This window comes from Enterobacter cloacae complex sp. 2024EL-00214 (assembly GCF_043945575.1).
GTDB classification, from domain to species: domain Bacteria; phylum Pseudomonadota; class Gammaproteobacteria; order Enterobacterales; family Enterobacteriaceae; genus Enterobacter; species Enterobacter cloacae_P.
In genome coordinates this window covers 1-12,452 of sequence record NZ_JBIMRC010000023.1, presented here as the reverse complement: position 1 = coordinate 12,452, position 12,452 = coordinate 1, and the positions used below count along the sequence as shown (strand labels likewise).

Sequence of the window (12,452 nt, the reverse complement as noted above, 5' to 3'; positions counted from 1 at the left end):
CATGGCAGTAGATGATACTCAACCGCTCATTGCACATCTCATTGAGCTGCGTAAGCGCCTGTTAAACTGCATTATTGCAGTTTTCCTCATTTTCTTGTGCCTGGTCTATTTCGCCAACGATATCTACCAGGTGGTTTCTGCACCGCTGATTAAGCAGATGCCGCTGGGCGCAACAATGATTGCAACGGATGTTGCTTCGCCGTTCTTTACCCCCATCAAGCTGACCTTCTGGGTTTCGCTGATTGCGTCTGCGCCCATTATTCTTTATCAGGTCTGGGCCTTTGTGGCTCCGGCGTTGTATAAGCATGAACGCAAATTAGTTATCCCGCTGTTGGTATCCAGCTCGCTGTTGTTCTATATCGGCATGGCGTTTGCTTACTTTGTGGTCTTCCCACTGGCCTTTGGTTTCCTGACACACACCGCGCCGGAAGGGGTTCAGGTATCGACGGACATCGCCAGTTATCTCAGCTTTGTCATGGCGCTGTTTATGGCGTTCGGCGTTGCGTTCGAAGTGCCGGTGGCGATAGTGCTGCTCTGTTGGGTGGGGGTTACGACGCCAGAAGATCTGCGCAAGAAGCGTCCGTATATCCTGGTGGGGGCATTTGTAGTGGGTATGCTGCTGACTCCGCCGGATGTCTTCTCGCAAACGCTGCTGGCAATACCGATGTACTGCTTGTTTGAAGTCGGTGTGTTTTTCTCGCGTTTCTACGTGGGTAAGCGACGTCCACAGGATGACGAAGACGACGAGTCTGAAAAGACCACTGAAGAATAAAACCAGCCGCCCGTCAGGGCGGTTGTCATATGGGGATCCGCATGTTTGATATTGGGCTTAACCTGACCAGCTCGCAGTTTGCGAAAGATCGCGATGAGGTGGTGGCGCGTGCTTTTGCCGCTGGGGTGAAGGGGCTTTTGCTGACGGGTACTAACCTGTATGAAAGTGAACAGGCTCAGCAACTGGCGCAACGCTACGACCGTTGCTGGTCAACCGCAGGAGTGCACCCTCATGACAGTAGCCAGTGGACACACGACAGCGCTGAGGTGCTTCATCGTCTGGCAAAAAAACCAGAGGTGGTGGCCATCGGTGAATGTGGGCTCGATTTCAATCGCAACTTTTCAACACCCGAAGAGCAGGAAAAAGCATTTACCGCGCAGCTCGCGATTGCGGCGGAACTCGGGATGCCAGCTTTTATGCACTGCCGTGACGCGCATGAGCGCTTTCTCGCTTTGCTGGAACCGTGGCTGGATAAACTGCCTGGCGCGGTGCTGCACTGCTTTACCGGTTCCCGGCAGGAGGCGCTGGATTGTCTGAACCGTGGGCTGTATCTGGGTATTACTGGTTGGGTCTGCGATGAACGCCGCGGGCTGGAACTTCGTGAGTTGCTGCCGGTGATCCCTGCTGAACGGTTGCTGGTAGAAACGGATGCACCGTATCTGCTGCCACGTGATCTCTCACCGAAGCCCGCTTCGCGTCGTAATGAACCAGCGTATCTGGGGCATATTGTTGAGAAAGTGGCGCACTGGCGTGGAGAAGAGCCGCACTGGCTGGCGGCGCAGACGAATGACAACGTGCGTCGCCTGTTCGGAGTAAACGTTTAAACTTTGCGGAACCCGGTGTTTTTAATGCTCTGCAGCACCTGTTTATTCAACAGATTGAGCAACAGTATGGAGCGTGTTTCGCCGTCAGGTTCGGAGAAAATTGCCTGCAATCCTTCGAAGGAGCCTTCAGTGATCACCACGCAATCGCCCGCGAAAGGGGTTTCCGGGTCGGTGATATTCTCGGGTTGTTGGTAAACCGAAAGCTGATGAATGACCGTCGACGGGACGGTTGCCGGGTGAGTACCAAAACGTACGAAGTGGCTGACACCGCGCGTTGCGCTAATGGTGGTGGTATGGATCACTTCCGGGTCGAATTCGACGAACAGGTAGTTCGGGAACAGAGGTTCACTGACGGTGGTACGCTTCCCACGCTGCATTTTTTCAAGCGTGATCACGGGTGTCAGGCAGTTTACAGACTGACGTTCCAGATGTTCCTGTGCGCGCTGAAGTTGCCCGCGTTTGCAATACAGTAAATACCAGGCCTGCATAATCACTCTTTCCCTTAGTTCGGGGCGCAAGCATATCAAAACCCTGGCGGGATCGCTAAGTTGATTATAATGGTCGAAAGTGAAACAGGACGCAGAAGTTCACGCTAATTTAACAAAATTACAGCATCGCGCAGGCTTACGCCGTATAATGAAGCGCTTACAGAGAGGCCATGACTAACTGCATGAAATACCACGATCTACGCGACTTCCTGACGCTGCTGGAAAAGCAGGGCGAACTCAAACGCATTACACTTCCTGTTGATCCTTATCTGGAAATGACAGAAATTGCTGACCGTACCTTGCGTGCCGGTGGCCCTGCGCTGTTATTTGAAAACCCAAAAGGCTACTCCATGCCAGTGCTGTGCAACCTGTTTGGCACACCACGCCGTGTGGCGTTGGGAATGGGGCAAGAGGATGTGACTGCGTTACGTGAAGTGGGCAAATTGCTGGCCTTTCTGAAAGAGCCGGAGCCGCCAAAAGGCTTCCGCGATCTGTTCGACAAGCTGCCACAGTTTAAGCAGGTGTTGAACATGCCAACCAAACGCCTGCGCGGTGCGCCGTGTCAGCAGAAAGTGCTGGAAGGCGATGCGGTTGATCTGACAAAAATTCCCATCATGCAATGCTGGCCAGAAGATGCCGCTCCGCTTATCACCTGGGGGCTGACCGTCACGCGTGGCCCGTATAAAGAGCGGCAAAATCTTGGTATCTACCGTCAACAATTGATAGGTAAAAATAAGCTCATTATGCGCTGGCTGTCGCATCGCGGTGGTGCGCTCGATTTCCAGGAGTGGTGTGCGGAACATCCGGGAGAGCGTTTCCCGGTGTCTGTGGCGTTGGGTGCTGATCCGGCAACGATTCTGGGTGCGGTAACGCCAGTGCCTGATACGTTGTCTGAATATGCCTTTGCAGGGCTGTTGCGCGGTACCAAAACCGAAGTCGTGAAGTGTATTTCTAATGACCTGGAAGTGCCCGCCAGCGCTGAAATTGTTCTGGAAGGTTATATCGAACAGGGTGAGATGGCACCGGAAGGGCCATACGGTGACCACACGGGTTATTACAACGAAGTCGATAACTTCCCGGTGTTTACCGTTACGCACATTACCCAGCGTGAAGATGCGATTTACCATTCGACCTATACCGGCCGTCCACCGGATGAACCCGCAGTGCTGGGAGTGGCGCTGAACGAAGTGTTCGTGCCGATCCTGCAAAAGCAGTTCCCGGAAATTGTTGATTTCTATCTGCCGCCGGAAGGGTGTTCGTATCGCCTGGCGGTGGTGACGATGAAGAAGCAGTATGCTGGTCACGCTAAACGCGTAATGATGGGCGTATGGTCTTTCCTGCGTCAGTTTATGTATACCAAATTTGTTATCGTCTGCGATGATGACGTCAACGCCCGCGACTGGAATGACGTCATCTGGGCCATTACCACACGAATGGATCCGGCGCGCGATACGGTGTTAGTCGAAAACACACCGATAGATTACCTGGATTTTGCCTCACCGGTTTCCGGTCTTGGTTCAAAAATGGGACTGGATGCCACAAACAAATGGCCTGGCGAAACCGACCGTGAATGGGGTCGCCCGATCAAAAAAGATCCTGCCGTGACCGCGCGAATTGACGCGATCTGGGACGAACTGGCCATAATGAATAACGGTAAACCCGAATCTGACCGTTAAGCCCTTAGACTTCCCGACAGAGAGAGCGAATGACAACCTTAAGCTGTAAAGTGACCTCGGTAGATGCCATCACCGACACCGTATATCGCGTCCGTTTAGTGCCAGAAGCGGCATTCTCTTTCCGCGCTGGTCAGTACTTAATGGTGGTGATGGATGAACGTGATAAGCGCCCTTTCTCAATGGCTTCTACGCCAGCAGAGCAGGAATTTATTGAGCTTCATATTGGTGCGTCAGAGCTGAATCTGTATGCGATGGCCGTTATGGATCGCATTCTTAAAGAGCGTGAAATTGTCGTAGATATTCCACACGGTGACGCCTGGCTGCGTGAAGATGAAGACCGTCCGCTGATCCTGATTGCCGGTGGTACAGGCTTCTCCTATGTGCGTTCTATTCTGTTGACCGCACTGGAGCGTAACCCGAACCGCGATATCACCATTTACTGGGGTGGCCGCGAAGAGAAACATCTGTACGACCTGTCTGAACTGGAAGCGCTGAGCGTAACCCATCCGAACCTGCGTATTGAGCCGGTAGTCGAGCAACCGGAAGAGGGCTGGCGTGGGCGTAGCGGTACGGTGCTGACGGCAGTGCTGCAGGATTACGGTACGCTGGCCGGGCATGATATCTACATCGCTGGTCGTTTCGAGATGGCGAAAATTGCCCGTGACCTGTTCTGTAATGAACGTGGTGCGCGTGAAGATCGCCTGTTCGGCGATGCGTTTGCATTCATCTAAATAAAAAACCCGCCCCTGACAGGCGGGAAGAACGGCAACTAAACTGTCTCTCTTGCCAATGACGCCATAACTGCGCTCACTTGTCGCCTTGTTCTGACGCCATTGGCTTTGAGATACTTTTCCTGGAATTACACTCTTTCAAATACTGTCGCGATACCCTGACCTAACCCGATACACATCGTTGCCAGCCCAAACTGAGCATCTTTGCGTTCCATCAGGTTAATCAGCGTGGTGCTGATACGTGCCCCGGAACAACCCAGCGGGTGACCCAAGGCGATCGCGCCACCGTTGAGGTTAATCTTCTCGTCGATCTTGTCCATCAGCCCCAGATCTTTAATGCATGGCAGGATCTGTGCGGCGAAAGCTTCATTCATCTCAAACAGATCGATATCGCTTGCGGTCAGACCCGCTTTTTTCAGCGCCAGTTTTGACGCCGGAACCGGGCCGTAACCCATAATCGACGGGTCGCAGCCCACCACCGCCATTGAACGCACGCGAGCGCGTGGCGTCAGGCCAAGCTCACGGGCACGGCTTTCACTCATCACCAGCATGGCAGCTGCGCCATCGGAAAGTGCTGAGGAGGTACCAGCCGTTACCGTGCCGGTCACCGGATCAAACGCCGGACGCAGCGTGGAGAGCGCTTCGACGGTAGTTTCCGGGCGGATGACTTCGTCGTAGTTAAACTGCTTCAGTACGCCGTCAGCATCGTGACCTCCGGTCGGGATGATCTCGTTCTTAAATGCACCAGATTGCGTGGCGGCCCAGGCACGAGCATGGGAGCGCGCAGCAAAGGCATCCTGCATTTCCCGGCTGATACCGTGCATGCGGGAGAGCATCTCGGCGGTCAGCCCCATCATACCCGCGGCTTTCGCCACGTTACGGCTCATGCCTGGGTGGAAATCTACCCCGTGGCTCATCGGCACATGGCCCATATGCTCTACGCCACCCACCAGGCAGGCCTGTGCATCGCCAGTCATGATCATGCGGGCAGCATCGTGCAGCGCCTGCATTGACGAACCACACAGGCGGTTCACGGTGACAGCCGGAACGGAGTGTGGGATTTCCGCCAGCAGCGAGGCATTACGGGCGATGTTGAAACCTTGCTCCAGGGTCTGCTGTACGCAGCCCCAGTAGATATCGTCCAGCGCAGTTGGGTCCAGCGCCGGGTTACGCGCCAGCAGGCTGCGCATCAGGTGCGCGGAGAGGTCTTCCGCGCGCACGTTACGGAATGCGCCGCCCTTTGAACGGCCCATCGGGGTGCGAATTGCATCAACAATGACAACCTTTTCCATTGTGACTCCTTAAGCCGTTTTCAGTTCGCCAACCGGACGGGCTGGCTCAACTGCTGGATAGTAGGGTTCGTTATGGCACGCTTTGTTGCGCAGACCTTCCGGCACCTCATACAGCGGGCCGAGATGCTGATATTGCTGAGCCATATCGAGATAGCGGGCGCTGCCGAGCGTATCCAGCCAGCGGAACGCACCGCCGTGGAACGGAGGGAAACCGAGGCCGTACACCAGCGCCATGTCGGCTTCTGCCGGGCTGGCGATGATGCCTTCTTCCAGGCAACGCACCACTTCGTTGATCATCGGAATCATCATCCGGGCGATGATTTCATCGTCTGTGAAGTCGCGTTTCGTCTGGCATACCCCGGCCAACAGATTGTCCACTGCGGCATCTTCTTCTTTCTTCGGTTTGCCTTTGCTGTCTTCTTTATAGCGCCAGAAGCCCAGGCCATTTTTCTGGCCGTAGCGGCTGGCGTCAAACAGGGCGTCAATCGCATCGCGGTAATCTTTCTGCATACGCAGTGGGAAGCCAGCAGCCATGACTGCCTGTGCGTGATGCGCGGTATCAATGCCGACCACATCCAGCAGATAGGCAGGCCCCATTGGCCAGCCGAACTGTTTTTCCATCACTTTGTCGACTTTGCGGAAATCCGCACCGTCGCGCAGTAGCTGGCTGAAACCAGCGAAGTAAGGGAACAGCACGCGGTTGACGAAGAAGCCCGGGCAGTCGTTCACCACGATTGGCGTTTTACCCATCTTGCTGGCCCATGCCACCACTTTGGCAATGGTTTCATCAGACGTTTTTTCGCCACGAATGACTTCAACCAGCGGCATACGGTGCACCGGGTTAAAGAAGTGCATGCCACAGAAGTTTTCCGGGCGTTTCAGCACGCTTGCCAGCTCACTAATCGGAATGGTGGAGGTGTTCGACGCCAGAACAGTCTCCGGGCGAACTTTATCTTCAGTTTCCGCCAGCACTGCTTTTTTGACTTTCGGGTTCTCAACGACCGCTTCAACCACGACGTCCACACGGTCAAAACCGGTGTATTCCAGCGTTGGCTGAATAGTGGAAATGACGCCGGCGAGTTTGAGACCGTCGATCTTGCCGCGCTCCAGTTGTTTATTCAGCAGCTTGGCTGCTTCGGTCATGCCCAGCGTCAGGGATTTCTCGCTGATATCTTTCATGACCACCGGCACGCCTTTCCAGGCCGACTGATAAGCAATACCGCCACCCATAATGCCAGCACCGAGTACCGCCGCATGTTTTGGCGTCTCAATGTTTTTGGTCAGCTGTTTGGCTTTGCCTTTCACGAACTGATCGTTCAGGAAGATGCCAACCAGTGCGCGGGCTTCATTGGTGTGTGCCAGCGGAACAAAGCTCTGATTTTCTAACTTAAGGGCTTCATCGCGACCAAAGCGGGCTGCGGCTTCAATGGTTTTTACGGCGGTAATCGGAGCCGGGTAGTGCTTACCTGCCGTCTGCATCACCATGCCTTTGGCGATGGTGAAGCTCATGGTGGCTTCAATTTTGCTGAGTTTTAACGGTTCCAGCTTCGGCTGACGTTTGGCTTTCCAGTCGAGGTCGCCGTTAATAGCCTGGCGCAGAATGGCGAGGGAACCCTCAACCAGTTTTTCTGGTTTAACGACACCGTCCACCAGGCCGATTTTCTGTGCCTGGTCAGCGCCGATGTCTTTACCCGCAGCAATGATTTCCAGGGCGCTATCGGCACCCAGCATACGTGGCATACGCACAGAGCCGCCAAAGCCCGGCATGATGCCCAGCCTGGTTTCTGGCAGGCCGATGCGCAGGTCTGGCGTCGCCAGGCGGTAGTCGGTGGCCAGCACGCATTCGCAGCCGCCGCCCAGCGCGTAGCCGTTAACGGCGGAGATCGTTGGAACCGGTAAATCTTCCAGACGATTGAAGACGCTGTTGGCAAAGTGCAGCCACTGGCTGAGTTGCTCTTCCGGTACCAGGAACAGCGAGAGGAATTCGGTGATGTCGGCACCGACAATAAAGGCCGCTTTGTTCGAGCGTAGCAGCAGCCCTTTTAATTCAGATTGCTTTTCAAGTACATCCAGCGCCTGGCCAAGACTGGCCACTGTCGCGGTATCGAGCTTGTTCACTGAGCCGGGGGCATCGAACACCAGTTCGGCAATGCCACTTTCCAGCCAGTTGAGGTACAGGGTGTCGCCTTTGTAGAGCATGTCAGTCTCCTGAATCCAGCAATTGGATCTGGTCATACCAGATGAAACGGAGTGTGGAATTTATGTTAATAAAATGCAAATCACTCATTAAGAAATTGCTGCATTGATCACGGTCGGTGGAAATCACGCAGTCGGAGTCAGGTGTGCTAAGATGCGAGAACTTGAGGTCAAAAAAACAAAAGGAAGAAAGATGGACTCACTGTCTTCGCTTTATAAAAATCATATCGTTACCCTACAGGAACGTACCCGCGATGTCCTGGCACGCTTTAAGCTGGATGCTCTGCTTATCCACTCCGGTGAGCTGATGAATACGTTTCTTGATGACCATGCTTATCCGTTCAAAGTTAACCCGCAGTTTAAAGCCTGGGTTCCAGTAACACAGGTTCCAAATTGCTGGTTGCTGGTGGATGGCGTGAACAAACCGAAACTGTGGTTCTACCTGCCGGTGGATTACTGGCACAACGTAGAGCCGCTGCCGACCAGCTTCTGGACGGAAGAAGTGGATGTCATTGCCCTGCCAAAAGCAGACGGCATTGGCAGCCAGCTGCCTGCTGCACGTGGCAATATCGCCTACATTGGCCCTGTCACTGAGCGTGCGCTGGGTCTGGGGATCCAGGCGGACAAACTGAACCCGAAAGGGGTACTGGATTATCTGCACTATTACCGTGCGTATAAAACCGACTACGAACTTCACTGCATGCGTGCAGCGCAAAAAACGGCGGTGAATGGTCACCGTGCAGCGTATGAAGCGTTCCAGTCTGGTATGAGCGAGTTCGATATTAACCAGGCGTACCTGACCGCAACCGGCCACCGTGATACTGACGTGCCTTACAGCAACATTGTCGCGCTGAATGAGCATGCGTCTGTTCTGCACTACACCAAACTCGATCACCATGTTCCGTCTGAAATGCGCAGCTTCCTGCTGGATGCGGGGGCAGAGTACAACGGCTATGCGGCTGACCTGACCCGTACCTGGGCGGCGGATGCAGATACCGATTTTGCGCACCTGATTAAAGACGTTAACGATGAGCAACTCGCGCTTATCAGTACCATGAAAGCGGGAACCCGCTATGTGGATTACCACATTCAGTTCCATCAGCGCATCGCTAAACTGCTGCGTAAGCATCAGATTGTGAAAGAGATGAGTGAAGAGGCGATGGTAGAAAACGACCTGACCGGGCCATTTATGCCTCACGGTATTGGCCACCCGCTGGGTCTGCAGGTTCACGATGTTGCAGGTTTTATGCAGGATGACACTGGCACGCATCTGGCGGCACCGTCTAAATATCCATACCTGCGCTGCACGCGTATCCTTGAGCCGCGTATGGTGCTGACCATCGAGCCGGGCATCTACTTTATCGAGTCACTGTTGGCTCCGTGGCGTGAAGGCCCGTTCAGCAAGCACTTCAACTGGGCAAAAATTGAAGCGCTGAAGCCGTTTGGTGGCATTCGTATCGAAGATAACGTGGTTGTTCACGAAAGCAATATCGAGAATATGACGCGAGATCTGAAGCTGGCCTGATGGAAAGCTGGCTGATACCGGTTGAACCGGTCACCTTTGTTGAGGAAATCAAGAAAAGCCGTTTTATCACGCTGTTGGCACATACCGATGGCGTAGAGGCGGCAAAGGCGTTTGTGGAAGCTGTTCGCGCGCAACATCCTGATGCTCGTCACCACTGTGTGGCGTGGGTGGCAGGGCCGCCGAACGACTCGCAGCAACTAGGGTTTTCTGATGACGGTGAACCGGCAGGTACGGCCGGTAAACCCATGCTCTCACAGCTTATGGGCAGTGGCGTGGGTGAGATCACCGCCGTAGTGGTTCGCTACTACGGCGGCATTTTGTTAGGTACGGGTGGGCTGGTTAAAGCCTACGGCGGTGGCGTTCAGCAGGCGCTTAATCTGCTGATAACCACCCGCAAAACACCGCTCACTGAATATACTTTACTGTGCGATTACGCTCAGTTATCCGGTGTCGAAACGCTGCTGAAACAATTTAACGGCGTAATTGCGCACAGTGAGTACCAGGCAAAGGTACAATTGCGCGTGGCGCTCCCTCAGGCTGAACAGGCTGCTTTTTCAGCAAAACTGGCGGATTTTAGTCGTGGTTCGTTGCAATTGCTGCCGATTGAAGAATAATCCCCACCTCACTTTTTTGAATACCAAAGGAAGCGGCAGAGATGCATTTTCGTGCCATTACCCGAATTGTTGGACTGCTGGTCATACTTTTTTCCGGGACAATGATCCTCCCAGGGCTGGTGGCACTTATCTACCGGGACGGCGCAGGGCGGGCATTTACCCAGACCTTCTTTGTCGCACTGGCGATTGGTTCGTTGTTGTGGTGGCCAAACCGTCGCCAAAAAGGTGAGCTGAAATCTCGCGAAGGGTTTTTGATTGTTGTTCTGTTCTGGACGGTACTGGGGAGCGTCGGTTCGCTGCCCTTTATTTTCTCTGAACAACCCAACCTGAGCGTCACGGATGCATTCTTTGAATCCTTCTCTGGTTTAACGACAACCGGGGCGACCACGCTGGTGGGGCTGGATTCGTTGCCGCACGCCATCCTCTTTTATCGCCAGATGCTTCAATGGTTCGGCGGTATGGGGATCATCGTCCTGGCTGTGGCTATCCTGCCTATTCTGGGCGTCGGTGGGATGCAGCTCTATCGCGCCGAAATGCCCGGCCCGTTGAAAGATAACAAAATGCGCCCGCGTATTGCGGAGACGGCGAAAACGCTGTGGCTTATTTATGTCTTGCTGACGATTGCCTGTGCGCTGGCGCTGTGGTTTGCCGGGATGCCCGCTTTCGATGCCATCGGACACAGCTTTGCGACTATCGCCATCGGCGGGTTCTCCACGCACGATGCCAGCGTTGGCTACTTTAATAGCCCAACGATTAACACCATCATTGCCATCTTCCTGCTGATCTCCGGCTGTAACTATGGCCTGCACTTCTCTTTACTTAGCGGACGCAGCCTGAAGGTGTACTCGCGTGACCCGGAGTTTCGGATGTTTATCGGTGTCCAGTTGACCCTGGTGGTCATCTGTACTCTGGTGCTGTGGTTCCACGATGTCTATAGCTCGGCAGTGACAACATTAAACCAGGCCTTCTTCCAGGTGGTGTCGATGGCGACAACCGCCGGGTTTACGACGGACAGTATTGCGCGCTGGCCGCTGTTCCTGCCTGTACTGCTTCTGTGTTCTGCGTTTATCGGGGGCTGTGCCGGGTCAACGGGCGGTGGCCTGAAAGTGATTCGTATTCTGCTGCTGTTTAAGCAGGGGAACCGTGAACTGAAACGTCTGGTACACCCGAATGCGGTCTACAGTATCAAACTGGGGAACCGTGCTCTGCCGGAACGCATTCTTGAAGCGGTGTGGGGGTTCTTCTCAGCGTATGCGCTGGTGTTTATCGTCAGCATGCTGGCGATCATCGCCACCGGGGTGGATGATTTCTCTGCCTTCGCTTCTGTTGTGGCAACGCTGAATAACCTGGGGCCTGGACTGGGGGTTGTGGCAGATAACTTTGCCAGCATGAACCCGATAGCGAAGTGGATCTTAATCGCCAACATGTTGTTTGGTCGTCTTGAGGTCTTTACGTTGCTGGTGCTGTTCACCCCAACATTCTGGCGCGAATAAGGAGTCGTCTGTGAAAACACTTATTCTTTTTTCTACGCGAGACGGACAAACGCGTGAGATTGCCTCTTATCTGGCATCTGAATTAAAAGAGCTGGGCATTTACTCGGATGTGGTGAACCTGAATCGCGCGGAGCATATTGCCTGGCAGGATTATGATCGCGTGGTGATTGGCGCATCCATTCGTTATGGTCATTTCCATCCGGCGCTGGATCGTTTTGTGAAAAAGCATACGGCGATACTTAACAAGTTGCCCGGTGCTTTCTATTCGGTAAACCTGGTTGCCCGTAAAGCCGAAAAACGCACGCCGCAGACTAACAGCTATACGCGTAAGTTTTTGCTGGGTTCGCCCTGGCAGCCAGACCTGTGTGCTGTGTTTGCTGGCGCGCTGCGCTATCCACGCTATCGCTGGTATGACCGTTTTATGATCCGTCTGATTATGAGGATGACCGGCGGTGAAACGGATACACGTAAAGAAGTGGTTTATACCGACTGGTCGCAGGTAGCCAGTTTTGCACGGGAAATCGCACATTTAACGGGCGATTCGCGTCTTAAATAAGCGTTGAGTTTGAAAAGTGAGCGAACGAAAAGTTTTTTGTATTTTGTGCTTGTCACTTCAGAATAACTCCCTATAATGCGCCTCCACTGACACGGAACAACGGCTTACAGGCCGCCGGGTTAGCGGGGTTCAGAGATGAACACCAGCAGAGAAAAGCGAAATAAAATGCTTGACTCTGTAGCGGGAAAGCGTAATATGCACACCCCGCGCCGCAGCGAAAACGAAGCGGCACTGCTCTTTAACAATTTATCAGACAATCTGTGTGGGCACTCAAAGTGACATGGA

The 12,452-nt window shown here is 53.9% G+C and carries 11 protein-coding genes; 8 read left to right on the top strand and 3 right to left on the bottom strand.

Annotated elements, in window-relative coordinates; translation table 11 throughout:
• Position 1: 1 nt before the first annotated feature.
• Both tatC and tatD read left to right on the top strand, forming a co-directional pair.
• On the top strand, positions 2 to 772 hold the full coding sequence (gene tatC, locus ACHHZ6_RS20645; RefSeq protein WP_182273347.1) for a Sec-independent protein translocase subunit TatC: 771 nt from the start codon (positions 2 to 4) through the stop codon (positions 770 to 772).
• Positions 773 to 813: 41 nt separating this feature from the next.
• On the top strand, positions 814 to 1,596 hold the full coding sequence (tatD, locus tag ACHHZ6_RS20640) for a 3'-5' ssDNA/RNA exonuclease TatD (protein ID WP_196390598.1): 783 nt from the start codon (positions 814 to 816) through the stop codon (positions 1,594 to 1,596).
• On the opposite strand, the gene rfaH is transcribed toward tatD, so the two are convergent.
• Positions 1,593 to 2,084 (bottom strand): transcription/translation regulatory transformer protein RfaH, encoded by a 492-nt coding sequence (gene rfaH / locus ACHHZ6_RS20635; RefSeq protein WP_182273349.1) that lies wholly within the window; start codon positions 2,082 to 2,084, stop codon positions 1,593 to 1,595. The two genes, tatD and rfaH, sit on opposite strands and share 4 nt — an antisense overlap.
• A 170-nt stretch (positions 2,085 to 2,254) precedes the next feature.
• On the opposite strand from rfaH, the gene ubiD reads away from it, so the two are divergent.
• Both ubiD and fre read left to right on the top strand, forming a co-directional pair.
• On the top strand, positions 2,255 to 3,760 hold the full coding sequence (ubiD, locus tag ACHHZ6_RS20630; RefSeq protein WP_182273350.1) for a 4-hydroxy-3-polyprenylbenzoate decarboxylase: 1,506 nt from the start codon (positions 2,255 to 2,257) through the stop codon (positions 3,758 to 3,760).
• 29 nt (positions 3,761 to 3,789) lie between these two features.
• On the top strand, positions 3,790 to 4,491 hold the full coding sequence (fre, locus tag ACHHZ6_RS20625; protein WP_182273351.1) for an NAD(P)H-flavin reductase: 702 nt from the start codon (positions 3,790 to 3,792) through the stop codon (positions 4,489 to 4,491).
• 128 nt (positions 4,492 to 4,619) lie between these two features.
• Here fre and fadA read toward each other — a convergent pair whose 3' ends face one another.
• Both fadA and fadB read right to left on the bottom strand, forming a co-directional pair.
• On the bottom strand, positions 4,620 to 5,783 hold the full coding sequence (gene fadA, locus ACHHZ6_RS20620) for an acetyl-CoA C-acyltransferase FadA (RefSeq protein WP_182273352.1): 1,164 nt from the start codon (positions 5,781 to 5,783) through the stop codon (positions 4,620 to 4,622).
• 9 nt (positions 5,784 to 5,792) lie between these two features.
• Entirely contained in the window at positions 5,793 to 7,982 is a 2,190-nt protein-coding gene (gene fadB, locus ACHHZ6_RS20615) for a fatty acid oxidation complex subunit alpha FadB (protein WP_182919101.1), read from the bottom strand.
• A gap of 190 nt (positions 7,983 to 8,172) precedes the next feature.
• Between fadB and pepQ the strand changes: the two genes are divergently transcribed.
• The 4 genes from pepQ to hemG are packed head-to-tail and all read left to right on the top strand — an operon-like array spanning position 8,173 to position 12,167.
• Positions 8,173 to 9,504, top strand: a complete 1,332-nt coding sequence (gene pepQ, locus ACHHZ6_RS20610) for a Xaa-Pro dipeptidase (protein ID WP_182919100.1) — start codon at positions 8,173 to 8,175, stop codon at positions 9,502 to 9,504.
• Positions 9,504 to 10,118, top strand: coding sequence for an IMPACT family protein (locus ACHHZ6_RS20605; protein WP_182273355.1), 615 nt, complete (start codon positions 9,504 to 9,506; stop codon positions 10,116 to 10,118). The genes pepQ and ACHHZ6_RS20605 overlap by 1 nt, the downstream gene beginning before the upstream one ends.
• Positions 10,119 to 10,159: 41 nt before the next feature.
• Complete coding sequence (gene trkH / locus ACHHZ6_RS20600) at positions 10,160 to 11,611, top strand: Trk system potassium transporter TrkH (RefSeq protein ID WP_182273356.1); 1,452 nt, start codon at positions 10,160 to 10,162, stop codon at positions 11,609 to 11,611.
• A 10-nt stretch (positions 11,612 to 11,621) separates the two neighbouring features.
• Positions 11,622 to 12,167, top strand: a complete 546-nt coding sequence (gene hemG, locus ACHHZ6_RS20595; RefSeq protein WP_182273357.1) for a menaquinone-dependent protoporphyrinogen IX dehydrogenase — start codon at positions 11,622 to 11,624, stop codon at positions 12,165 to 12,167.
• Positions 12,168 to 12,452: the final 285 nt, after the last annotated feature.